This is a genomic window from Paenarthrobacter sp. NPDC091711 (assembly GCF_044756605.1).
GTDB lineage: Bacteria > Actinomycetota > Actinomycetes > Actinomycetales > Micrococcaceae > Arthrobacter.
This window is the reverse complement of the sequence record NZ_JBIVTF010000001.1, coordinates 60,237-84,373: the sequence shown is the minus strand read 5'-3', so window position 1 is coordinate 84,373 and position 24,137 is coordinate 60,237. Positions and strand designations below refer to the sequence as shown.

Annotated in this window: 19 protein-coding genes, 2 tRNA genes and 1 riboswitch; of the genes, 2 read left to right on the top strand and 19 right to left on the bottom strand. The window is 60.6% G+C overall.

Translation table 11 applies throughout. The annotated features are described in order from the left end of the window. Window positions 1-5 precede the first annotated feature (5 nt). From ACIQH5_RS00430 to ACIQH5_RS00410, 5 genes are all read right to left on the bottom strand, one after another. Window positions 6-824, bottom strand: a complete 819-nt coding sequence (locus ACIQH5_RS00430; RefSeq protein ID WP_400399331.1) for a carbohydrate ABC transporter permease — start codon at window positions 822-824, stop codon at window positions 6-8. Further along, window positions 821-1,690 carry a carbohydrate ABC transporter permease gene (locus tag ACIQH5_RS00425; RefSeq protein ID WP_400399329.1) on the bottom strand — a complete coding sequence of 290 codons (870 nt, stop codon included), beginning with the start codon at window positions 1,688-1,690 and terminating at the stop codon, window positions 821-823. Before ACIQH5_RS00425 ends, ACIQH5_RS00430 begins: the two co-directional genes overlap by 4 nt. Beyond that, window positions 1,687-3,045 carry an extracellular solute-binding protein gene (locus ACIQH5_RS00420; RefSeq protein ID WP_400399327.1) on the bottom strand — a complete coding sequence of 453 codons (1,359 nt, stop codon included), beginning with the start codon at window positions 3,043-3,045 and terminating at the stop codon, window positions 1,687-1,689. The genes ACIQH5_RS00425 and ACIQH5_RS00420 overlap by 4 nt, the downstream gene beginning before the upstream one ends. A gap of 131 nt (window positions 3,046-3,176) precedes the next feature. Next, window positions 3,177-4,376, bottom strand: a complete 1,200-nt coding sequence (locus tag ACIQH5_RS00415) for an ROK family transcriptional regulator (protein ID WP_400399325.1) — start codon at window positions 4,374-4,376, stop codon at window positions 3,177-3,179. A 220-nt stretch (window positions 4,377-4,596) separates the two neighbouring features. Beyond that, entirely contained in the window at window positions 4,597-5,718 is a 1,122-nt protein-coding gene (locus ACIQH5_RS00410; RefSeq protein ID WP_400399323.1) for a class I SAM-dependent methyltransferase, read from the bottom strand. Between the two features lie 209 nt (window positions 5,719-5,927). Between ACIQH5_RS00410 and ACIQH5_RS00405 the strand changes: the two genes are divergently transcribed. After that, window positions 5,928-6,305, top strand: coding sequence for a cupin domain-containing protein (locus ACIQH5_RS00405; protein ID WP_400399321.1), 378 nt, complete (start codon window positions 5,928-5,930; stop codon window positions 6,303-6,305). A 63-nt stretch (window positions 6,306-6,368) separates the two neighbouring features. Here ACIQH5_RS00405 and ACIQH5_RS00400 read toward each other — a convergent pair. Next, window positions 6,369-6,441, bottom strand: a tRNA-Ala gene (locus ACIQH5_RS00400). A gap of 385 nt (window positions 6,442-6,826) precedes the next feature. Between ACIQH5_RS00400 and ACIQH5_RS00395 the strand changes: the two genes are divergently transcribed. Then, the gene (locus ACIQH5_RS00395; RefSeq protein WP_400399319.1) at window positions 6,827-7,417 is read left to right on the top strand and encodes a ScbR family autoregulator-binding transcription factor; all 591 of its coding nucleotides are present in this window, start codon (window positions 6,827-6,829) and stop codon (window positions 7,415-7,417) included. Window positions 7,418-7,800: 383 nt separating this feature from the next. On the opposite strand, the gene ACIQH5_RS00390 is transcribed toward ACIQH5_RS00395, so the two are convergent. The 13 genes from ACIQH5_RS00390 to ACIQH5_RS00330 all read right to left on the bottom strand — a co-directional run bounded on the left by ACIQH5_RS00390 (window position 7,801) and on the right by ACIQH5_RS00330 (window position 23,744). Beyond that, window positions 7,801-8,256 carry a hypothetical protein gene (locus ACIQH5_RS00390; RefSeq protein ID WP_400399317.1) on the bottom strand — a complete coding sequence of 152 codons (456 nt, stop codon included), beginning with the start codon at window positions 8,254-8,256 and terminating at the stop codon, window positions 7,801-7,803. Window positions 8,257-10,546: 2,290 nt separating this feature from the next. Continuing rightward, window positions 10,547-10,622 (bottom strand) — tRNA-Ala (locus ACIQH5_RS00385). A gap of 116 nt (window positions 10,623-10,738) precedes the next feature. Next, window positions 10,739-11,143 (bottom strand): ribosome silencing factor, encoded by a 405-nt coding sequence (rsfS, locus tag ACIQH5_RS00380; RefSeq protein ID WP_024816897.1) that lies wholly within the window; start codon window positions 11,141-11,143, stop codon window positions 10,739-10,741. Window positions 11,144-11,237: 94 nt separating this feature from the next. Further along, window positions 11,238-12,458: a hypothetical protein gene (locus ACIQH5_RS00375; protein ID WP_400399315.1), complete on the bottom strand. Its 1,221-nt coding sequence runs from the start codon at window positions 12,456-12,458 to the stop codon at window positions 11,238-11,240. A gap of 7 nt (window positions 12,459-12,465) precedes the next feature. Beyond that, a complete protein-coding gene (gene nadD, locus ACIQH5_RS00370; RefSeq protein WP_400399314.1) occupies window positions 12,466-13,086 on the bottom strand; it encodes a nicotinate-nucleotide adenylyltransferase in 621 nt (206 codons plus the stop codon). 55 nt (window positions 13,087-13,141) lie between these two features. Next, window positions 13,142-13,381 (bottom strand): hypothetical protein, encoded by a 240-nt coding sequence (locus tag ACIQH5_RS00365; protein ID WP_017200576.1) that lies wholly within the window; start codon window positions 13,379-13,381, stop codon window positions 13,142-13,144. A gap of 83 nt (window positions 13,382-13,464) precedes the next feature. Further along, a complete protein-coding gene (locus ACIQH5_RS00360; RefSeq protein ID WP_400399313.1) occupies window positions 13,465-14,829 on the bottom strand; it encodes a glutamate-5-semialdehyde dehydrogenase in 1,365 nt (454 codons plus the stop codon). Beyond that, complete coding sequence (proB, locus tag ACIQH5_RS00355) at window positions 14,826-16,007, bottom strand: glutamate 5-kinase (RefSeq protein ID WP_400399312.1); 1,182 nt, start codon at window positions 16,005-16,007, stop codon at window positions 14,826-14,828. Before proB ends, ACIQH5_RS00360 begins: the two co-directional genes overlap by 4 nt. After that, window positions 15,997-17,583 (bottom strand): GTPase ObgE, encoded by a 1,587-nt coding sequence (gene obgE, locus ACIQH5_RS00350; protein ID WP_062069293.1) that lies wholly within the window; start codon window positions 17,581-17,583, stop codon window positions 15,997-15,999. Before obgE ends, proB begins: the two co-directional genes overlap by 11 nt. A 154-nt stretch (window positions 17,584-17,737) precedes the next feature. After that, window positions 17,738-18,001: a 50S ribosomal protein L27 gene (rpmA, locus tag ACIQH5_RS00345; RefSeq protein ID WP_003803426.1), complete on the bottom strand. Its 264-nt coding sequence runs from the start codon at window positions 17,999-18,001 to the stop codon at window positions 17,738-17,740. Window positions 18,002-18,063: 62 nt separating this feature from the next. Beyond that, entirely contained in the window at window positions 18,064-18,372 is a 309-nt protein-coding gene (rplU, locus tag ACIQH5_RS00340) for a 50S ribosomal protein L21 (RefSeq protein WP_024816904.1), read from the bottom strand. A gap of 399 nt (window positions 18,373-18,771) precedes the next feature. After that, complete coding sequence (gene thiD / locus ACIQH5_RS00335; protein ID WP_400399310.1) at window positions 18,772-20,307, bottom strand: bifunctional hydroxymethylpyrimidine kinase/phosphomethylpyrimidine kinase; 1,536 nt, start codon at window positions 20,305-20,307, stop codon at window positions 18,772-18,774. After that, a riboswitch (TPP riboswitch) is annotated at window positions 20,298-20,396 on the bottom strand. (Overlaps the previous gene by 10 nt.) Window positions 20,397-20,579: 183 nt before the next feature. Next, complete coding sequence (locus tag ACIQH5_RS00330) at window positions 20,580-23,744, bottom strand: Rne/Rng family ribonuclease (protein ID WP_400399308.1); 3,165 nt, start codon at window positions 23,742-23,744, stop codon at window positions 20,580-20,582. Between the last annotated feature and the right edge of the window lie 393 nt (window positions 23,745-24,137).

Here is a 24,137-nt window from a genome sequence, read left to right as displayed (position 1 = left end):
ATCAGCTAGCCCTTCATGGCACCGGAGAGGGCGAATGAATTTCCCATACCACGGGATACCAGTGCGTATAGGACCAAGACGGGGACCGAATACAGGATGGAGAACGCGGCCAGCTGACCGTAGGCAATCGCGCCGTGCTGGCCGAAGAAACTGAAGATGGACACTGCGGCTGGTTGCTTGCCGGTGGACAGTAACAGGATGAAAGGGACGAAGAAGTTTCCCCATGCCTGGATGAAGACGAAGATGAACACCACTCCCAGCCCCTGCCTCATCAGCGGCAAGACGATGCTCCGGAGCGTCGCCGACGTCGATGCCCCGTCCACCCAGGCCGCTTCCTCCAACTCCAGAGGGACCGAATCCATGAAGTTCTTGGTCATCCAAATCGCCATGGGCAAAGTGGTAGTGGCCATGAAGAAGATTGTTGCCACCATGGAATCCAAAAACTGCAGCTGAACAAACAAGCCATAGACAGGCACCATGATGGCCGTCACGGGCAACGACGTCCCAAAAAGGACCGTATACATGAAGGGCTTGTTGAACCGGGACTGATACCTGGACAACGGGTACGCGGTGAGCACGGCAGCAAGCACATTGACCACAGCAGTGCCCGCCGATAAGAGGAAACTGTTGGCCAAGGGCTGGAACAACAACTCAGGTGTCATCACGGCACTGAAGTTCTCAGTGGACGGCGCCACCGGAACCTTGGTCTGGTAACCGGCTTGGGGATCAACGGAGGCCAACAGCAACCACAACAGGGGCGCAACAAAACACACCCCGATCACGGCCAAGGCGATGTCCGCACCCAGCTTCGCCCTGATAGTCATGTCTTTTGCTCCCGTAACAGCCGGACGTACACAGCACCGAAAACCATTCCCAGCAGAATCAGTACCGACGCCACAGCGGTGCCATAACCAATGTCACCGAACTTGAAGGCCTCCTGGTAGGCCAACACGGGCAACGTGGTGCTGGCGTTAGCGGGTCCGCCCGCCGTCATCACCCAGATCAGGGTGAACACTGCCAGCGTCTGAAGCGTAATCAGCATCAGGTTGGTGGCTATGCTGCTCCGGATCAGCGGGAGCGTGATAAAAGCAAGCCGTTGCCAGCCGCGGGCCCCATCCATGAGTGCCGCCTCTGTAACATCCCGGGGAACATCAGCCAGCGCCGCCCTGTAGACCAACATTGAGAACGCAGTTCCGCGCCAGGTGTTCGCCAGAACGATTGCCACCAAAGGGAACGAATACAACCAATCCGGCCCCTCGCTACCAAATGCCCCCAGTACTTGGTTGAGCGTCCCGTCCCGGTTGAAGTAGGCGTAGGCGGCAAATGCAGCCACAATTTCCGGGAGCACCCAGGCCGCCACCACTGCGGTCCCTACCCACGATGCCACCACCCGGCGCGAACGCGTCATCAGCAGGGCAATGAGCAAGCCCAACACATTCTGGCCCAGTACGGCGGACGCAGCGACGAACACCACCGTGAGCCACGCGGCCAAAGGAAAGGAATCGTCGCTGAACATCCGGACATAATTGTCCGCACCCACCCACTGCGGATCCCTCGCCGCCTTCCCCGACAACGCGACGTCCGTGAACGACGCGTAGAAGGACCACGCAACAGGAGCCAGCAGGAACACCAGCAGCAGAAGGACGGATGGAACTACCGGGAGCAGCCGCAGTAAGCGGCGAATTCTCATTTCTCCAGGACCTTGTCCTCACCTACCAGCTTCCGAACGGTGGCATCGTATTCAGCCGCTGCGTCCTCGGGACTCTGCTTACCGGTGATGACAGACTCAGTAGCTACCTGGACGGCGGTGGAAATCCTGGGGTAATCAGCCGTCGCGGGACGGTAATGCGTCACCTTCACCAAGTCTGAAACGTCCTTCACGAACGGGTTGGCCGCCAAGTACTCAGGCTCCGAGGCCACATCCGTCCGTACGGCGATCTGGGAATTGTTGATGTCGTAGGCCAACGCATTCTTTTTGTTCAGTGCAGTAGTGAGGAACTGGAAAGCCAGCTCAGGGTTCTTGCTCTTCGCCCCTACAGCCAAGGTCCAACCGCCGGACATGCTCACACCGCCGGGATCTTGTCCCTTCTGCGTGGGGAACATCGCAACGCCCATCTCCTGCTCATAGCCGGCCCATTCGTAAGCGCCGCCTTTCTGCCAGAACGACGGCGTGTAGGAACCCTCCACGGTTGCTCCAAGTTTGCCTTGTGGGAACCACTCGCCAAAAACCTTCTTCCAGACGTTGGCGTCCAGGGCTTCGGCCGGGCTCACGGCCAGCTTCTCGTCATAAAGGGTTTTCAGAAACGACAAAGAGTCGGTGAACCCCTGGGAACCCACCACCCACTTCTTTGCGTCCACGTCATACAAGCTGCTGTCGGTGCCATAAAGCAATTCATAAAAGCTCTGCATGACTGTGCCTTCGCCGGTCCCCTTACCGGCATACATGTTGAAGGGGATGACGTCGGGATTCGAGGCTTTAATGGCCCGTGCAGCAGTGAGGATCTCGTCCCAGGATTTCGGCTGCCACGGGACCGGAATTCCAGCCTTCTGCAGGACAGTCTTGTTGTACCAGATGGCCCGGGTATCGGTGCCCAGCGGAACCGCGTAAATACCGCCGTCGTCCGCCCTGCCGGCTTCCTTGGCCGCTTCGTTGAACGCCGCCCAGTCATCCCACTTCTCGAGGTAACCGTCCAACTTGAGCAAATAACCGGCGTCGACGTCGGAACGAACCTTGAAGGTGTCCTCATAGAAGACGTCCGGTGCCGTATCACCTGACCGCTGAGCCAGCGCCAGCTTGGTCCCGTAGTCGTCGTCGTTGGCCTGGATGGGTTGAAGGTCCACTGTCACGCCGGTGTTGGACGCCTCGAACTCTTTCTTGGCGTCCTGCATGACCGCGTCCAAAGCTGTGAACGAATCGGTCTTCTGATAAACGATCTTGAGGCTCTTGCTCTCCGCGGCCTCAGGCGTTGGCGAACAGGACGTCGCTGCCGCAAGGACGGCAGCGACGGAAACGAGCGTGACGGCAAACTTCACCGGCATTTGCATCACTGGCACTTTAATCACAGGGCGGCGCATGTTGCTCCATTCAGTCGAACGTGGCTTCAGCCCCCATGCTTCACCGCGACACGCCTGCGACGTGGCCGAGCCTTCTGGATATTCAGTTGTCCTGCTTCGATCTAGCCTTCCAGCAGGAGCCTTTGCGCCCTTGGCGCCAGCATGTGCTCCAAAACCAAGCACGCGGCACCAATGGCTCCAACGTCTTCACCTACACCGGAACCCACAACTTCGAGATCGTGGATCATCCGGGCCGCGTTGTTTTTGTCCAGCAATTGAGGAACGCGATCCATGAAGTAAGGTGACATGCGACCCCAGAACGGACCTCCGAAGACGACGCGCTCAACGTCCAAGGTGTTGGTCACTATGGAAACAGCACGCGCCACCAAAGTTGCGGACTTGTCCAGGATTGCAATGGCCTTGGCGTCACCAGCATCTGCTGCGTCACACAACTGGGCATACCGTTCCTGGACTTCGGGTCCGTCCGCCCCTGCCCGGTGCCCTTCGAGCACCCCAGCGGCTTCCGCCTCGGCTACCAGCACCTGCGGGATACAGGAAGACTTCACGCAGCCACGCAATCCACAATCACACTGCGGACCATTAGGGTCCACCACGATGTGGCCGATTTCGCCGGCGTTGCCCGACGTCCCGCGCACTACTTCGTCATTGAGGACAATGCCACAACCGATGCCGGTTCCCATGTACATGAACACGAAGCTGCCGGCACCGCTGGCGCCGCCGGCCCACGTTTCCGCAACGGCGGCGCTCGTCACGTCCTTGTCCACCAACGTTTCCATACCGGTGGCCTCGGCCAGCGCCTCCCGGATGCGCACACGGTTCCAGCGCGTCAGGAGCGGCGGCTCCACCACAGAGCCTTCGTCGAGGTCGATCGGGCCAGGGACCGCAACGCCCAGTCCGGCGATCTTGGAGGCATCGATGCCAGATTCTTCGATGAGGACATTGATCTGTTCGGCGATGCTGGTGATCACCCCGGCCGGGTCACCGCCAGGAGTGGCCATCCGGGAATGTTTGACGACGTCACCCAGTAAGTCCAGAACCACAAAAGTGATGACAGCCGGGTCCAGGTGAACGCCCACAGCGTACATCCCTGCCGGATTCAGCCTCAGGATGGTCCTGGGCTTGCCCGGCCCTGACCCTTCTTTGCCGGCCTCCACGATCAACTCCTGGTCCAGGAGACGCCTGGAAATATTGGAAATCGTCTGCGGGGAAAGTCCCACGATCTGAGCCAACTCAACGCGACTGAGTCCACCGGATGAGCGGCGGATCGCCTCCAGAATGACAGTCAAATTAAAGTCCCCCATGCGGGGAAGGTTGGTTCCGCGCCTCGGTGTCGGCTGCCGGATCTCAGTCACTGATGCCCCTCGTCATTGGGATGAACTTCGTCGAAGTTGGTCGTTGTCTGAATCGTACGATACCGCCGCCGTTACGGATATGAGCACACGCTGACACCTGCATCAGGGGTTGGTAACGATGCCACTGAATTGCCGGCGACGGCCATTTGCGGGCTCCTCTTGGCAGGAATCAGGACTTCCGGCTGCGGGTTACCGTGAATTTCGGATTGCGGCCTTCCTCCACGGTCGGCCCGATGTGCCGTTCCAGGGCGGCCCGGTACTGCAAGTGGCTGTTGTAGACAGTCCATAGCTCTCCACCTGGGGTCAGAACCCGGGCAGCAGCCTGAAACATCTTCAGGGCAGCGCCGGCGTGAACGCTGGCGCCCAGGTGGAACGGCGGGTTCAGCAGGATGAGGTCGACGCTGCCGGATTCCAGGGTAGACATGGCGTCATCGTGGACCACTACCAACCGCTCCCCCAGACCGTTTGCCACTGCCGTGGCCTTGGCAGAAGCAACTGCCGCTGCGGATTGGTCGGTGGCGAGCACGCGGGCATCCGGGTGGCGAAGTGCGTACATCGTGGCGAGAATTCCGGTTCCGCAACCCAGATCCACTGCCTGCCGGGCGGCGGGCATGCGGTCCATGAACGTCAGCAAGTACCGGGTACCAATGTCCAGGCGTGCACCGGAGAAAGCAGCACCATGCGCACACACTGTAATCCCCAGCTCCGGCAGGGCCTCCACCACCGGAAAGGGGCGTTCAGCCAGGGTTGTTTTGGGATTCCGCGCCACCAGGACCCGGGACTTGCGGCGGGCAAGTTGCGGTTGAACAGATGAGAAATACCGTTCCAGGACCGCATTCATGCCCAAGGACATGTGCTTGACGCGACCTCCGGCGAGCAGGACCGCATGCGGGGCTGCAAATCTGGCAACGGCGTCGGCGATTTCCTCCAACTCAGCCAGCGACTTAGGCAACTGCAATAGGACCACGCTGGCGTCGTGCAGCAATTCCCGGTCCAGTTCGTGCTCAGTGAAGCGACCCTCCAAACCGGCTGCTGCAGCATTGCGGTTCAGCGCAAGCCTTCCAGTGAAAAGGTCCTGGTTTACGCGTACATGCCCGACGCCGAGCCCAGCCAAAGCACCCAGGGTTAGGGCGCCGTAGCGGTCTCCAAGGACAACCACCTTGGAATCAGGGCCCAAGAAATCAGCAACCGTCTCCAGCAGAAGACTGTCTGTGGCATCAAAGGCCTGCAGATTGTCCGCCTCGATGTCAGGAAGCCTGCTCAACCCCTTCAACAGGGCTTCAACATCCATTGCCGTCACGGTGCGGTTCTCGCTTTCATGCTTAACTGTCTCGACTTTAGGCTGGCTTGGGAGGAACCTAGTGCTTGCAAGACGCAAACACCTGTCATGCCCTTGGTGGACGACTGCCCCCAACGGCGGCAGGCATAGGTCACGGCGACCCTTGGAGCCAGGCACCGGGATCCACCTGTTTTTGGGCTCCCCTTCCCCTGTGAGAAGCCATGAGTGTCAATGTTGTCACGAACCTTGAAGTAAAGTCCCACAACTCTCCCGATGAAACGAGGCGCCCCGATAAGACGGTGCTGGACCTCGTGACGGTGGGCGAATACACAATCGGCCGAATGACCTTCGAACCAGGCTGGACCTGGGCCGGCTGCATCAAACCTGTAGTGGGCACCGACTCTTGTGAGTTGAGCCACGTCGGATTCTGCGTTTCCGGCAATTTGGAAGTAGAAATCAACGACGGCGGCAAGATCAACATTTCAGCCGGTGATTCCTACAGCATTCCGCCGGGTCACAACGCCCGCGTGGTGGGCGACCAACCGTTCCAAGGCGTCGAGTTTGTCAGCGGCGCCGAATTCGCGCGGCCCACCGAGTAGTCCCGATTCCTCAAGAACGACAGAAAAAGACCCCGCTCAATGAGCGGGGTCTTTCAACCGAAGTGGAGCTGAGGGGACTCGAACCCCTGACCCCCTGCATGCCATGCAGGTGCGCTACCAGCTGCGCCACAGCCCCGGATGTTACTGGAAAACCATTGCCTGCAGGCGGTTTGATTTCTCTTCCCGCCGAAGCAACTCGTCAATACTAACCACAATCATGTGAGAAGCGAAATCGTCGGAACATGAGCTGCATCACCCCGCCCGGCCGTCCTGCTGACGACGGCCGCAGCCGAGGTGCGACGGATTACTCCGCCGCACCTCCCCCCAAACCAGCTGCGCCAGAGTCACCAAAAGTGCGCCGCGACTCTCCCTGAAGTCTAGAATTACTTTGAACCAAAACCAAACCGTTCAGTCGGTTTAACACACTGACCCCACCAAGCCCACCGATGATAGCGTTGTGGAGTCTCGACGGCGGTCCGCCCGTCCGTCTCCTGACCCACCTGAGAGGCCACCCACTGCCGATGCAACAACGTGCGAAAGACACCCGGCTTTCCGTCATCGAAGGAGCCGCCAGGGTATTCGCAGAGATCGGCTATGGGAACGCCAGCCTGACCGACATCACCAAGCGGGCAGGCGTGACGAAGGGTGCGCTCTACTTCCACTTCACCTCAAAGCGGGATTTGGCGTTGGCTGTCATAGAGGAACAGCACGCCATGGTTTTGGCAGCGGGGTCTGACATTGCAGCCTCTGATGCCTCCGCCCTGGACAAGCTCATAGGCCTGTGCAGGATGTTCGGCCAACAGCTCCTGGACGAACCGGTAGTTCAAGGAGGCATACGGCTCACTTTTGAAGCCTCTGCCTTCGACGCTGACGTCTCGGGCCCCTACCAGGACTGGATCAATACAGCAGAACAGCTGTTGCGGCAGGCGGCCACGGATGGCTTCGTCCGTGCCGACCTTGATGCCGCAGCCTTTGCCAGGTACCTCATTTCCTCCTTCACCGGAGTTCAGATGGTTTCCGAGGTCCTTACATCCCGTGAAGACGTCCTGCTAAGGATCGAACAGATGTGGGAGTTCATGCTGCCTGCTTTGCGCCCCACACCGAGCATCTAGCCAGAGTCCTCGAGCAGCTAGCCGGAATCCTTCGGAGAGGAATTCTCCGGCACGAAAAAGGCCCTGCCCTCTCCATGCGATTCATGAAGAAGACAGGACCTTGTTGGTGGGCGTCCTACCAACCGGCCTCTGATCCCGAAGTGATCTCTCTTCTTCGCTTGGCGTGTCCAAGCCGCGCTTAGCTGTTCTAACGTTCCATTCATGACGCTTGATTCTCGGACTTCCGAGACAGAGAGGCACCTCCAAGACCGTTTTACGGCAAGAATCCGAGCTTCCAATCGGCATTCGCTCCCCTGGCCGCATGTTTAGACGAATCCATACACGTACGTCAGTGGGATAAGGACTCCTCCGCATCAGATGTCTCTGACAACTACCTCGTCCCGCTATTGCGCCTGATCTGATGCCATATTCCTAATGGGGCTCGAGCCGTGGCGCCCGAGCAGGATCAGCACGAGCGCGGTTCCGGAGAGGACTCCGTCTGCAATCCCTGCCGGCAGCAGGAAGATCATGAGCGCGAGGGTTACGACGCAGTTGATCAGTGAAAGGGAAAAACCCCACTCCCGATTCCGCGCAAGGCCGACCGCTCCGATGATTCGCATGGCGCCAAACACGCCGCTCATCATCATAAGCAAGTAGAGGTGTTCTTGAAAGAACGGGACAATGAATTGGAACCGCATACCGACGACAGATTGTTCGATACCGAGCGCCCACAAAACGACGCCAGCTACGAAAACTCCGCCTTCCATGAACAGACCCTGAACCATGAGGAGAGCTGCTGCAAAGCGATATTTATAACTAACAGAAGTCGCTTTATCCGAGCGAGACCAACGATTACTCATATCACTAATCCTGAGATTCTTGAATTGTCGGATTGGCAGCATCTATTTTTATTCATTTGAATCTCTTGATACATAAGCACGTTTGACTATGACCCAATGTAGCGAATTTGGCAAGTCATACGACGCCGTATATTTCACAACGCGGAGCCGTCTGCCCGTCCCGGAACGCCGCTGTGGACTCCAGTGTGTCTCGCCTACCCCCGTCGTAACGCCGACCGTCACTCAGTGGGGCGATAAGCTAGCATCCACCGCGTCGGTTCGAGAATTTCTCCGTCATTCCGAGAAAACATGGTAGCCAAGACGCCCGAGGCTGTGGACCGTATGAGGATCTCGGGGTGCGATGCAACCCTGGGTGTCACTTCGAGGTATCCGTCTCCTACTGGGATCCGACATGTACGCGCCCACGTGCGCCAACCAACCCCTGCGCGACTGATACGACGCCAACCCTCCCCAGGCACCAATACCTCCACGAAAGCTGGCTGTCCTGGAGCAGCCAGGTAAACAGCCGTTTCTTCCCTGCCGGGCACACAAGGCAAAGCATCAACTTCAACGTGCAGAACAGAAGAGTCCGCAGAGGGCAAAATTCGCCAACCATCGGAAACGCGCCCAAACGGTAGCGAGTTGTCATGAAATGCCCATTCCGCGCCCTGATCCGGGTCCGTCCGGTCGTTCTGCAAGGCAACCCACAACGAACTCGACACTTCGTCGAGCGGGCCGAATCGTCGTATCTCCGGGTAGCTGGAACTGAGGAGCACCTCACCGTGGTGCTGCCACTCCACGAGTCCAGCCGAAGGTGCCACCGCAATTTTTGAAGCTGACTCATGGTGACTGATGTGAAGGACTTCTTCTCCCCCAACTGCAGTCTTCTCCCAGCCCATGTCACGGGCCAAAAACTCTGGATCGAAAAATTCGACGGCAGGCTCCGGAGCAGTGCCCTCACGCAGTTGGTATGAGTAGACAATGGGACCCCCGCCGGAAATTCGGGCAAGGTGGGGACCCTCTACGCGCCAGCTTCCTTGGGACCGTCCTTGAATCTCTAGCTCAAGTGCAGTGTGCGGATCAGTCCACCGGGCGAAGGTACCGTCAGCTCGGAACGTGAATTCGGAGCCAACAGCCGGTTCGAAATCAGTGAGGTCTGGGGGCCACATTCCACGGACAATATGCTCGGAACGCCGAATGTCTTCCGCGCTGAGAGCCAAGGCCGCTGCCCTAAAGCCAGACCATGGGAAGACCGAAACCGCCTCGGCTCCGGACGTCTCCACTGTGATACGGACGGTGTCGTCCATGAAATTTACGAAACGTGTGATGACCCCGTCGGTGGACTTCCATTGTCCCGCCTCAAGCGACGTGGTGACGTGCGAAGTGGCTGGTCGTCGAGCCCCGGCCGGTATCGATTCCGGTAATGGAAATGGGTCGACAGCGAGCCACCCGAGGTGGCGAGGGTGCGAAATCCTCAAGGCACCGGTGTTTTGATCAAGCGTGATGGTGAACTCGCCAATCCCCCGGGAGATCACCGTTTGGCGCAGTTCAGCCGGCTGTCCTCGAATGACCTTCACGCGCGGATCTATCGATCCGTCGATAGTCGCTTTCATGATGTGCCCGCTGTTCGCCTCGACTGTTGCAACTATCGCCTCTGAAGCAAAGTCCAATTCGTAGTCAACTGTCACGTGCCCCGTGGGAGAACGTCTGACCCCGGAAGTCAGTGTCTGACGCCGTGCATTTTTGATGGTCTGCGACGAATACGTTTGATCGGGCGCTGCCAGCCCACTGATGCCGCCGAAGCGTTGCCGAATGAGGTCGCTTGCGACACCAGGTAGGTGATTGACCAGTTCCAGATACCCATCCTCGTCTGGTCGCTGGTGGCCAACCATCCTAAATCCGATCCGGATGTAGAGGGGAAACGCACGCCGGTTTGCCGGATCCACTTCAACTCGCAGCGTCCGCGCCCCCAACTCGGCAAAGCACTGAAAAGATTCAGCAAAGAGACGGCCCACCAGGAAGCCAGACCGAAGGGATGGGTCAACTAAGAACATGACCGCAAAATACTGGTCTGGCTCGGCGACGCGTCGACCTGACATGCGAGTCGTCACGCTTGCAGCCGTGGATACTGGCTACAAGGCCCTGACTAGCCGAAAAAGCACTTTAGAGGCCCACGCGCAGGCCAGCGTATTCCACGGGACGCATAGGAACGAAAAAAGGAGAGCTACCAGACCTGGCAGCTCTCCTTCAAAACTTGCTACTGACCTCTTCAAAGGCAACTTTGACGCCAATGTTTCGAATAAGACCAATATGGTGGAGCTGAGGGGACTCGAACCCCTGACCCCCTGCATGCCATGCAGGTGCGCTACCAGCTGCGCCACAGCCCCATATTCTTGCTGCTTCGCGTTCAGCTTTCCGGCTACCCGCGCCGAAGCAACTCAAATATCTTAGAACAGCATTTCCGAAAATTCCAAATCGGACATACTTCCACTGGATGCTGTTCCTAGTGCTCGGAATCCTCCACGGAAACAGCCTTGGCAGAAGCGTCATCGCCCAGTTCAAGATCCACTACAGGGCAATCCTTCCAGAGCCGCTCAAGGGCGTAGAACACGCGATCCTCCGAGTGCTGGACATGGATCACGATGTCCGCATAGTCCAGAAGAACCCACCGGCCTTCCGAGCGGCCCTCACGGCGCACAGGACGAAGGTCCTGCTTCATCAGTTCTTCCTCAATACCGTCAACAATGGCGTTGACCTGACGTTCGGTGGGAGCCGATGCAATCAGGAAGACGTCAGTGAGCGCCAATCGTTCGCTGACGTCCAAGGCGACAATGTCCTCGGCAAGCTTCTCTGCCGCGGCACGCGCGGCGTGACGGGCGAGGGTGATGGATTGTTCATGTGCAGACACGGAGTACTCCTTGTTGTGGCCAGTGGCCTATGTTTGGCTGGGCCTATGTTTGGCGTGAGCCATTTTTTGCAACGCAATTCGGGGTTCAGCGGAATTAACCGCTGGTGATCATCATGATGCCGACAACGAGGGCAACGATGCCCAACGCCAGGACGCCAAACTGCAGCAACCTGTTACGTTGCGCGCGGGCCAGGCCCGCAGTGTTGGCATCCAGAGGGTCAAGGCCATACGCGGCGCTGGCCGAAACAGGTGGGCGCTGCGATTCTTCGGACGCCTCCCCCACCGGTTCAGGACGTTTACGGGCCGATTTCGCTACCGCTTCTGCACGGGCAAGAACGCCGGCCCTGCCACGTGGCCCCGACTTTTTCGCCTGAGCTTGACCGGCGTCGACCTGAGGCCCGGCTGAGGTGACCAGCGGGACAAACGTCGTGCTGGGGCGCTTCATGACAGGACGTTCAATCCCCGGCATCTTGACGAACTCCAACGGAGTCACCATCGCGAGGTTGTTGGCGGTGGACGGACCGGCATCTGCGGCCGGCGACTTCCCGTTCCCTCCGGAGGCCTTCTTGCCGGCATCCGACGTGCCCTTTGCAGAATCTGCCTGCGTCTTCTCGGCAAGCTTCTGCTTGGCAGCAGCACGTTTGTTCAGGACGGCAGCACGCTCCGCAAGGGCAATCTGCTGAGCAAGAACTTCAGGATCCACAGCCAAAGGATCCTGCTCCGCAATATGTTCCAGCTTGGCCGTCTGATTCTCAACCTGCGCGGCGATCAATTGCCGAACTGCAAGCGCCTGCTCCACGGACATTTCGGACTCCGCGGGGGCATTGCTGCTTCCCGCTCGATCCTTGGAAGTCTCGTTGGCGGACTCGGGCTGCGCTGTGTTCTTTACGGGCGCGTCCTTTACAGGCGCGTCCTTTGCTGGCGCCTCCTGTGCGGGGCTGGGCGCAGGCCCAGGAACAATGGGGTTCATGGAAGTAGCGACTTCAGCCTGAAGTTGCTGGAGGCGCAGCTGGCGACGTGTGGGGGGTCCCCCGCCGGAGAGCTGCTCCTCTTTGTCGGCCAGTTCCTTGATGGTGCGCAGAGCTGCACGATCGCGGGCGCGGATTTGGGATGACCGCTCCTGAGCTGCCAGTCCCACTGCGTCCACCGGAACATCGGCCGCACGGCGATTGCGGCCGTTGGGACGCTCGCTGTGAGGAGGGTTCTCTACTTCCGCAGCCGCGGGAGTGTCCACGGGCTGGGCGTCCGGGTGCTCTTCCCGGGCACGCCGAAGCTCACGCCTGCTGCGGATGGGTCGCTGGTCCTGGCTGCTCATTCAAAACTCATTCAGTACGTGCTTGGTCGTCTGATCCGGACAGTGCGGGTGTCAGATCCGCTGCGTTGTCGGGAGCCGCGTACAGTCCATACTTTGCGATGTACTGCACCACTCCGTCAGGCACGAGGTACCAGACCGGATTTCCCGCGCCCACGCGGGTCCTGCAATCCGTGGAGGAGATCGCCATGGCAGGAACTTCCAACAGGCTCACGTCATCCCTGCCCATATCGTGCAATTCATGCCCGGGTCGGGTGACGCCAACGAAGTGGGCCAAGGACCACAACTCGTCAACGTCTTTCCACGAAAGGATCTGAGCCAGAGCGTCTGCGCCCGTGATGAAGAAAAGGTCGGCGTCAGGACGCTCGGCACGGAGGTCGCGAAGGGTGTCAATAGTAAAGGTGGGACCCGGACGATCAACATCCACCCGGCTTACTGTAAACCTGGGGTTGGAAGCTGTGGCGATGACCGTCATGAGGTAGCGGTGTTCAGGCCTGCTCACAAGCTTGTGCGACTTCTGCCATGGCTGGCCTGTGGGAACGAAGACCACTTCATCCAAGCCGAACTTTGCTGCCACTTCACTGGCAGCAACAAGGTGGCCATGATGAATGGGATCAAACGTTCCACCCATCACGCCCAGCCGGAGCCTGCGCCCCGCCTCCCCACGCGGTGTTGCGGCGATAATGTTAGTGGCCTTGGCCGTGGGTGTGCTTGTTCGGGTGCTGGCGGTGCGGATCGGCGTGCTCTTCCACAGCCTCATGGCGATTGCCAAGGTTGGTGTAGGAAAGGGTGACGAACAAGAGAACCAGCATCAGGGCGAACATCACGACGCCGAAGACCCACGGCTCGGCCCACAGCGGAGCGAGTTCCTCGTGGCCGCCTTCAGTTTGGGCGGCAATGGACGTGGCGATCTGCTGAAACAGCATCTTCTCCCCTAGTTGGTTCTCAAAGGATTTTCGACGGCGGGACTCCCCACCGTTCCGGACTTCTGTTCTATGTTACCGCGTTGCTAGGCGCGGATCTGGCCCTCACCCTGGACGATCCACTTGGTGGTGGTCAACTCCGTGAGGCCCATGGGACCCCGGGCGTGCAACTTTTGGGTGGAAATGCCCACTTCGGCTCCGAGCCCCAGCTCGCCGCCGTCAGTGAACCGGGTGGAGGCATTGACGATTACAGCCGCTGAATCTATGTCCGCTATGAACTTCTCAGCGTTGGCCAGATTGTTCGTGAGGATAGCTTCCGTGTGGCCGGTGGTCCAGGTACGGATGTGGTTGACTGCCTCGTCCAGGCTGTCCACCATGGCTACGGCGAGATCGAGGTCCATGTATTCGGTGGCCCAGTCGTCATCGTCAGCAGGAACGGTCTCAATGTCCCTGCCCAAGGCAGCGGCAATCCGCTCGTCCACGTGAAGGGTGACTCCAGCGGAACGCAGCGCTTTGGCAACGGCGGGCAGCACCGTGGAGCGTGAATGCACCAGCAGGGTTTCCACGGTGTTGCAGACGCTGGGACGCTGCGTCTTTGCGTTGAGGAGGATCTCCACGGCCATGTCCTCGTTCGCGGACTCGTCGATGAAGATATGGACGTTGCCTTCGCCGGTTTCAATGACCGGCACGGCCGAGTTGGTCACCACAGTCTGGATGAGATCGCGCCCGCCACGGGGAATGAGGACGTCCACCCGGCCACGGGCACGCATCAGCACATTGGCCCCCTCGCGGCCGTACTGGTCAACTGTCTGCACCGCGTCTGCGGGGAGGCCTACGGAATCCAAGGCTTCGCGAAGGATCCGAACCAATGCCTCGTTGGTGTTGGCTGCGGCGGAACCTCCCCGAAGGATGACTGAATTTCCGCTCTTCAGTGCCAGGCCGGCAATATCCACCGTGACGTTGGGGCGGGCCTCATAAATGGCGGCTACAACACCCATGGGGACGTTCACCTGCCGCAAGCGCAGTCCATTGGGAAGTGTCTGACCCCGGACCACATTGCCCACGGGATCGGGCAACCCGGCCAGGTTTTCCAGGGCAGCCACCAAGCCGTCAATACGGGCGGGGGTCAAGGTCAAACGGTCCAGAAGCGCAGCTGAAGTCCCGTTGGCGCGGCCCAAGGCCACGTCCTTGGAGTTGGCTTCCAGCACATGCTTCCGGTTCTCCAACAAGGCAGTTCCGATGGCACGCAGCGCACGATCCTTCCATGCACGGTTGGCCTGCCCCATGCGGCGGGCAGCCTTACGGGAGCGGTCGGCGATGGCGTGGACGGCAGCCTGGACATCTTCGGGTGACAACGGCACACCGCCTGCCGCAGGGTTCTCCGGCGTCTGGCCGGGAGTACCGGAAACGTCGGAGATCACAGGGGCGTCAGGGGTCAGCGCTTCAGTCATGCTCCAAGTTTAGATGAGCGTGACGCCCTCAGGAGCACCAGATCATCAACATGAACAACTTCGCGGTCATAACCACGGCCCATGGCCTGACCGAGTTCCTGGGTGGTACGTCCCAACATGCGCGGGAGTTCTTCCGAAGAGTAGTTCACCAGGCCGCGTGCCAACACCGTCCCGTCGTGGGCAACCATCTCGACAGGATCCCCGGCTTCAAAGTCACCACTAATATCCGAAATGCCTGCGGGAAGGAGTGACCGGTGCCTGTCCCGCACGGCTTTCACTGCGCCGTCGTCGAGCATCAGCCGGCCGTGAACGGTCGCCAGGTGCGCCAGCCACAGGAGGCGGACGGGTTTGCGGTTTCCGTTCACGGCGAACCAGGTTCCCACATCCTCTCCCGCCAAGGCTGCTGCGGCGTTGGCCGTGGACGTGACAAGTGCATGGATGCCCGAGCCGGCAGCAATGGACGCGGCTTCCACTTTGGTCATCATGCCGCCGGTTCCTACACCGGCCTTGCCGGCCTTGCCAATGGTCACGTCCTCGAGGTCCTGCGGACCCCGGACCAGCGGAATCCGTTGGGCGCCCTGGGCCGGAGGTCCGTCGTACAGGGCGTCGACGTCGGAGAGAAGCACCAGCGCATCAGCGCGAACCAAGTGCGCCACCAAAGCTGCGAGCCGATCGTTGTCTCCGAAACGGATTTCATGCGTGGCTACGGTGTCGTTCTCATTGACTACAGGCACCACGCCGAGGTTCAACAACCTGTCCAGGGCCCGGAAAGCATTGGTGTGTTGCGTTCGGCGCATGAGGTCATCGGCGGTTAGCAGAACCTGGCTCACTGTTACACCGTGGGCGTTGAAGGCCTGCGTGTACCGTGCCATCAGCAGTCCTTGCCCAACACTCGCTGCAGCCTGCTGCGTGGCCAGGTCCTTGGGCCGCTTGGCCAGGCCCAAGGGCGCAAGGCCGGCGGCGATGGCACCCGAGGAAACCAGGATGATCTCAGTACCTGCGTTGCGCTTTTCGGCGAGGGCATTGACCAGTCCGGTAAGGGACTTTTCGGAGATGCCTCCCTTGATGCTGGTCAGTGAGGAAGACCCCACTTTGACAACAATCCGCTTGGCGGTGGCAAGGGCCTGGCGTTCCAGGCCGTCAGCAGTGTCCGGAGCGTCGACGGTCCTAGTCGTCATCACCGGAATCCAGGTGGCTTTCCTTCACTGCCTGGGCGCGGCGGCCACTGACAGACTCAGTCCAAATACCTGCCTTGCGCTCAGCTTCAAGCTCGGCCCTCGCAGCAGCCTTGGCTTCGCGGCGCTCGATCTGCTCATCGCGCTTCTGTGAACGTGTGGGGCGGTCGCCGATGTCCGCAACGCGAATGTCGGTACCGCGGGGCGTTGCCAGCAGTTCTGCCCCGGCCATCATGGTGGGCTCCCAATCGAACACCACGCCATCGTCTTCACCGATGACTACGGTGTCGCCGGGCTTGGCGCCAACCTTGAAGAGCTCAGTTTCCACACCAAGCTTGGCAAGGCGGTCGGCAAGATAGCCGATGGCTTCCTCGTTGGTGAAGTCGGTCTGCTTGACCCAGCGCACAGGCTTCTCGCCGAGGACGCGGAACAGCGGCTCGAGGTTCTTCTCTTCGCGGCGGATCTTGAAGCCGGACTCGTTGACAGCGCGCGGACGCAGGACCGGAGGAGCCACCTTGGGCGGGGCTGTCTGCACGGCATCACGTGCGGCCTTGACGATTTCAGCCATGGCAAAGCCGAGCTGGCGCAAACCTTCGTGGCTTGTTGCCGATACTTCAAAAACCCGGTATCCGCGGGCTTCGAGGTCCGGGCGGACAAACTCGGCCATGTCCTTGCCGTCGGGAAGGTCCACTTTATTGAGAACCACAAGCTTGGGACGCTCGTTAAGGGGCACCACTTCACCGTCAACGCCGGCGTAGCTCATGTCCACTGCGTACTTCTCAAGTTCGGCCTCAATGATGGCGAGGTCTGAGAGAGGATCGCGGTCCGATTCAAGGGTTCCGCAATCGAGGACGTGCACCAGTGCGGCACAACGCTCCACGTGGCGCAAGAAGTTATGGCCCAGGCCTTTACCTTCACTGGCACCTTCAATCAGGCCGGGAACATCCGCAATAGTGAAACGGACCTCGCCTGCCTGCACCACGCCAAGGTTGGGAATGAGCGTGGTGAAGGGGTAGTCGGCAATCTTTGGCCGGGCAGCAGACATGGCTGCAATCAGGCTCGACTTACCGGCTGAGGGGAAACCAACCAAAGCGATATCTGCGATGGACTTCAGTTCCAGGACGACGTCACTGGATTCACCTTCGATGCCCAGCAGCGCAAATCCCGGTGCCCGGCGCTTTTGCGATGACAGGGAGGCGTTGCCGAGGCCGCCCTGGCCTCCGGCGGCTGCAATGTACTCAGTGCCCTCGCCAACGAGGTCAGCCAGGACTTCGCCGTCCTTGGTCTTGACCACGGTGCCATCAGGCACAGGAAGAATCAGGGTTTCACCGTTTTTGCCGCCGCGCCAGTCACCCATGCCGGGGCCGCCGTTGGTGGCGTGGCGGTGGGGAGCGTGGTGGTAATCGAGCAAAGTTGTGGTCTGGGCAGACACGCGAAGAATGACATCGCCGCCATTGCCACCGTTGCCGCCGTCAGGGCCGCCGAGCGGCTTGAACTTTTCCCGCTTGACAGAGACACAGCCGTGGCCGCCGGTTCCGCCGGATACGTGCAGGACTACCCGGTCTACAAAGCTCGCCACGTGGATCTCCTCAGTTGCTGTCTTACAGCGTTTGTTGCTGTTGCCAGCGCTGTTGCAAAAACCAGTGCGCTACAGCGCCCTAGTCGATTGTAATGCGGTTAAAAGAACGGTGGAGCGGGCCGTTTGGCCCGCTCCACCGGTTCAGAACTTGTTGTTACTCTGCAGCTGCAGCAGCAACAATGTTCACTACGCGACGGCCGCGGCGAGTACCAAACTCAACCGCACCGGCCTGCAGTGCGAACAGGGTGTCGTCGCCACCGCGACCGACGCCTGCGCCGGGGTGGAAATGGGTTCCACGCTGGCGAACGATGATCTCGCCAGCGGAAACTACCTGACCACCGAAACGCTTGACGCCCAGGTACTGAGCGTTGGAGTCACGACCGTTGCGAGTGGAACTCGCGCCTTTTTTGTGTGCCATGTGAAATGCCTGCCTCTAAATTTCTGGGGAAACTGAAAAACCTGAACAGCGGGTAACGAAAGTTACGCGATGCTGGTGATCTTGATCTTGGTCAGTTCCTGACGGTGACCCTGACGCTTCCGGTAGCCGGTCTTGTTCTTGAACTTCTGGATGACGATCTTCGGACCACGGAGGTCCTCGAGGATCTCAGCCGTGACCTTGACGTTGGCCAGTTCCGCAGCTGCGGAGGTGACCTTCTCGCCATCAACCAGGAGCAATGCGGGCAGCTCAAGCGTGCTACCGGCTCCACCGGGGACGCGGTTCAGCGTTACGTAGTCTCCAACGGAAACTTTTTCTTGGCGGCCGCCTGCGCGGACAATCGCGTACACCACTTGGGTACTCACTTCTCTCGACGTTTATTACAAAATTTGCGTGCGGAACCTTGGACCGGAATCAGGCCTGGTTCGCGCTGTGCCTCAACGCCGTGGACTTCTGATCGAAGTCCGCGAGTCATCCCATGAACAATTCCAAGGGGCATAACCCAAGTGTTGGCGTAAGCACCGAAGATCAAGATTACGCTAGTTTGACCTTCAGCTGCAAATGAGGCCGGGTCCGGAGGCTACCTCGTGACTTGCGTCACTATTTGTAACGGACTCTCCCGGCACCGTGCCCATACAGCTTACAGGGTTTAGGCGAGATTAACGCGATTCGGCCACCGACGCGCGGACGTCTCCATGCAATTAACCTCTATAGGCCCTGGGAGACCTGCTGACACAGGGCCTTGGGAAAGCTCAAGCAAACAGCCTGGGCGCATCGAAGAACGCGGTCTCGTAGCGGCAAGACTGGGTGAAGGCCTCCATCATGGCGGCCCTCTCCGTGCCGGAAGCCGCGATCGCCGCAGCATCAGTGAGATTGATCGCTTTCCGCGTTGCCGCAGCGAAGTCCTCGTCGGCATAGGTCTTCAGCCAGTCCGCGTAAGAATGATCTGTGGGGGCTCCGGCATCCACATAGGCAGCATGGAGCTGCTGACCCACCTCCGCGTACAACCAGTAACAAGGCAGGATCGCGGCGAGGACCACGGCGTAACTGCCGGAAGCGGACGTTGCCAGCAAATGATCCACGTAGGACTTGGTGACAGGCCCGGTTCCCGCGGGCGCCTCGCGGGTGCTGAGCCAGTTCCTGTGTAACTCCGATTCAACCTCCAGGCACTGCTGTGATGCCTTGGCCCAGAACAGCTGTTCTTCTTCCGTGGGGGCAAGGGCGCCAGCACGTGCCAGGACCCTGGAGTAGCCGTTGAGGTAGATCGCATCCTGGGCGAGGTAGTAATTGAAATCACGTTCAGGAAGGTCGCCGGATTGGAGCTGTTGAATGAAAGCAAGCCCGTAGATGGATTCGAGTTCCGGAACGGCAGCCTTCCACATCGTCGCCGCAAAGGCGCCCGGCGCTGATACCTGCTGGAGGCCATGGAAGTGATTCACCGGCCCGTTCCCCTGCCCGACCTGAAGGTCCTCTGAGGTTGTCAACGCCCCCAGCAGCCATGGTTTTACCTCCCGCAGTGAAGCCTCCCAGTTACCCGTGCGGGCTTGGACCGTGGCCAAGGCGGAAGATAAGGAGCAACCGGTTCCGTGGCTGTTGAGCGTCGCGACGCGGGGACCCACCACCTCGACCACGTCGCGCGACAGCAGGCCGGTGGTGTTCACCAAGGCATCCGGGCATTCCGGGCCCGGCAAATGGCCGCCTTTGACCAGCACAGTGTTTCCGTACTCCGCAGCGAGCCGCTTTCCCTGCTCCAGCGCCGAAGCCCAGTCAGCGGCCTCCGGCTCCCCCAGCAACATGGCGAGCTCCGGAATGTTGGGGGTAATGAGGTCAGCCAGTGGAAGCAACGAACGCAGGGCATTCTCTGCAGACTCCCGGAGCAGCCGGTCACCACTCGTGGCCACCATCACCGGATCAAGGACCACGACGGCGGGGCGCACCTCTTCGAGCCAAGCCCGGACCTGCTCAATGACTGCAGCATCGCCAAGCATTCCGATCTTGACGGCATCGATGGTGATGTCGCCGCTGATGGCCTCCAGTTGCTGACGCAGGAAGTGCGCTGGAGGGACGTGGACGGCACTGACTCCCACAGTGTTTTGCGCGGTGAGAGCAGTTATGGCAGCCATGCCGTACCCGCCCAGCGCTGCAATGCTCTTGAGGTCCGCCTGAATTCCGGCACCGCCTGACGGATCTGAGCCGGCAATGCTCAGAACCCGTGGGATGGGCCGTGCTGTGGACTGATCGTCGGAGGCGTCCAGGGGGTACACAGATGAGTATGTTGATGCAGTCATGAGGACATCCCTTCGCCGGTGCTAACCGGACAGGTTCAACGGGTCTGGATCTCAGCCTGGCCCAACGCCCGGCACCCCGTGTCAGTCCCCAAGCCTAACCGGGAAGCAAGGAGCGCGGGAACCGGACCACGTCAGAGCCCGGATATGACCCTGGACGGGCCCGTGCCGTGAAGTGAAGGGACGCAAAAGGGCCCTGTACTCATCCGCCAAAGGCAGTTAGTACAGGGCCCTCTCAACCGCTGTTTACTGGGATTAGAGCGGCTTGTCCTTTGTTAGAGCTCCGACGCCGGGACTCCGACGCCAAGGATGATGGGCTCGTCCGCCGAAACCTTCTTGACTGGCTCAACGAGCGCCTTGGCCTCATGGGCCGTGCCTCGCGTGGCCGACGCCGTCACCTCATGGTGTTCGACGCTGGTTTCGTTGGCCGCACCCTGGGCCCTGCTGGCACTCCGGTTCCGACGGCCACGACGACCCCGCGGAGCTGAAGCAGACTCGGGGTCCTCCTCTGCAGGCCGTGCCGGAGCACTGGTCTGCGAAGACACCACGGCTTCTTCCTCAGGAGCCGGAGCAGCGCCAAGGTGGGAGAACGCTTCTGCCAAGAGATCAAGACTCATGGCCGGCTTGGCAGCCTGCGGTTCCTCGTGGTGCTCCACGAAGGGCAAGGCAACTTCTTCCCCGCCGAAGCGCAGGACTGGAGTGGACCGTGCCTCTTGGACAGCGGCTTCACGGGCAGTCGCTGCCGCTTCGTCGGTGACTGCGGTTCCGGATACGGGACTGTCCGTCTGGTGCTGGCCGGCAACTCGTGCCTGCTCTTCCGCGCGGTGAACTTCGTCGTCGTGCAGGTGTGCGGCGTGTGCTGCGGCTGCGATGGTGGCCAAGGCAGCCCTGGTGGCCTCGGCCTTGGCTTGACGGGCAGGATCCTGAGGTTCAGCCGGGGTTGCAGGGGCAACCGGGGCGGACGTCGTCGGATGGACCTGCGCAGGGGTCTCGGCAATGGCCTGTCCCCCGCCCTTACCGCGGCGGCGCTTCCGTTCGGTCCGTGCAGCGGGCTGCTGCACCTCGGTGTGCGGGCGGTGATGCTCTGCAGCTACCGCATTGGCGCGGCGGTGCTCAACGGGTTCGTCGTGCGTGACGACGCCTCGTCCGGCACAGTGCTCGCACTGCTCTCCGAAGACCTCAAGAAGGCCGGTGCCCATGCGCTTGCGTGTCATCTGGACCAAGCCCAGGGACGTCACTTCGGCCACCTGGTGCTTGGTGCGGTCGCGGCCAAGGCATTCAACCATGCGTCGCAGGACGAGGTCACGGTTGGATTCCAAGACCATGTCAATGAAGTCGATGACGATGATGCCGCCGATGTCGCGCAGGCGGAGCTGGCGAACCACTTCTTCGGCCGCTTCGAGGTTGTTTTTGGTGACCGTTTCTTCAAGGTTTCCGCCACTGCCGGTGAACTTGCCGGTGTTGACGTCCACCACGGTCATGGCCTCGGTGCGGTCAATGACCAACGAACCACCGGACGGCAGGAAGACCTTCCGTTCCAGGGCCTTATGGATCTGCTCGTCGATGCGCCATGCAGCAAAGATGTCCTGGTCCTTGGTCCACTTTTCAAGGCGTCCCACGAGGTCCGGTGCAACGTAGGTGACATAAGCCTCGATGGTGTCCCAGGCGTCGTCACCGGAGACGATCAGCTTGGAGAAGTCCTCGTTGAAGACATCGCGAACCACCTTGATGGTGAGATCGGGCTCTCCGTACAGGAGTTCAGGAGCCAGGACCTTGGTGGACGAGGCTTGCCCTTCGATGCCTTCCCATTGTGCGCGCAGACGGTTGATGTCGTGCGTCAGTTCTTCCTCCGACGCACCTTCAGCAGCTGTGCGGACAATGACACCGGCGTTTTCCGGCAAGCGGTCCTTCAGGATGCGCTTGAGGCGGTTGCGTTCGACGTCGGGCAGCTTGCGGGAGATTCCGGTCATCGAACCACCGGGAACGTAGACCAAGTAGCGGCCCGGCAGGGAGATCTGGCTGGTGAGGCGGGCACCCTTGTGACCCACGGGGTCTTTGGTGACCTGAACAAGGACGGAGTCTCCGGACTTCAGGGCGTTCTCGATCCGGCGCGGCTGGCCTTCAAGGTTGACCGCGTCCCAGTTGACTTCACCTGCGTACAGGACGGCGTTGCGGCCACGTCCGATGTCCACGAAAGCAGCTTCCATGGACGGCAGCACGTTCTGGACCTTACCCAAGTACACATTGCCGATCAGGGAGTCCTGCTGGGTCTTGGACACGAAGTGCTCAGCGAGCACACCGTCTTCCAAAACACCGATCTGGATTCTATCGTCACGCTGGCGGACGATCATTTGGCGGTCCACCGACTCGCGGCGGGCAAGGAACTCGGCCTCGGTAATGACCTGGCGGCGGCGTCCGGTTTCCCGGGACTCGCGGCGCCGCTGCTTCTTGGCCTCCAACCTGGTGGAGCCCTTGACGCCCGTCACGCGGTTGGACGGAGCCGCCTCGGTGATGGGGCGGGGTGCGCGAACGCGCGTGACCGTGTTGGGGGGATCGTCATCCGAGCCTCCGGTCAGTTCAAGATCCTGATCTCCACGACGACGGCGACGACGACGACGCGACGTCACGCCTTCTTCAAGAGCCTCAGCTGCCGGCGCTTCCTCGTCCTCCGACTCGGCGCCGTCTTCAGTCTCATTCTCGTCGCGTTCGGTTCCGCGGCGACCTCGGCGGCCACGGCTCCTGCGGCGACGACGACTACCCGCGTCTTCGAGCTCGCCCTCAGCACTGGCCTCGGCTTCTTCTTCGGGCTCTTCGGCTTTCTCTTCCACCGCGGCCACGCGGGGAACCGTGGTGAGGTCAGGTGCCTGGAAAATCATGGAGGTGATGGACACAGGCTCCATGAACAGGGAAGTGGATGCTGCGGGGGCGGCGTTTTCGGCAGGCGCCTCTTCGGACGCGGGTTCCTCGGACGCGGGCTCTTCGGCAGCTACCTCAGCGCCAGCTACCTCAACGGCAGGGGCCTCCGGCTGGGCGGCCTGTTCCGGCGTCGTGCTTTCCTCGATTGCCGCAGCTGCGGGCGCTTCGGCTGCGTCAGCTTTGGGCTTGGTAGTACGACGACGGCGGACCGGCTTTTCGAGGGCAGGCTCAGCAGCCGCTTCGGGCGCCTCTGCGGCGGCCTCGGGCTCGGCAGTGGCGTCGTCCCCCAAACCGGGCAAAGGCTCGGCAGGCTCTGCCTTCTTGCGGGAGCGGGTGCGGCGCACCGGCGCCTTGGTGGCCTCGGCGGCGACATCCGGGGTGGACGCCTCGGCAGCTGGCGCCTCAACGTCAGCAACTACCTTGGGCGCAGCCTTGCGCCGGGTCCTGGTGGTTTTCTTGGGCGCTTCCGCAGTTTCCGCGGGAGCTGCCTCGTCATTAACGGCTACAACCTGGTCATTATCCATATGTGGCAACACTCCTGCCCCAGCGACACCGCCACATCCGGCGCCCAGTGGAGCAAATATTGTCAAAACCCGCAGGCGTTGACAGAAGTCGGCAGTATTCCTTCCGGTTCGCACCAGCATTGGGGTGCGGCAGCCCTGGAAGGCCGATGGCTTTATTCTGAAACCCGTTGTTCTGCTGCCACAACCAGGTGCCGTCCATTGACATGGCGGGCCTACCGAGGATCAAACGATCCGGGCATGCCCAGCTCATACTGGCGGTCTTGGGAACAAAGTCACCGGACCGGATGTCGAATGTGGATCGACTTCCGGCCATTTTCATTCTCTCACACCCCCGCACATTCCCGGCGAAGGCCGCTGTGTCGTGGAGCTCCGCCCTCAAGCTGGGGCCGACGC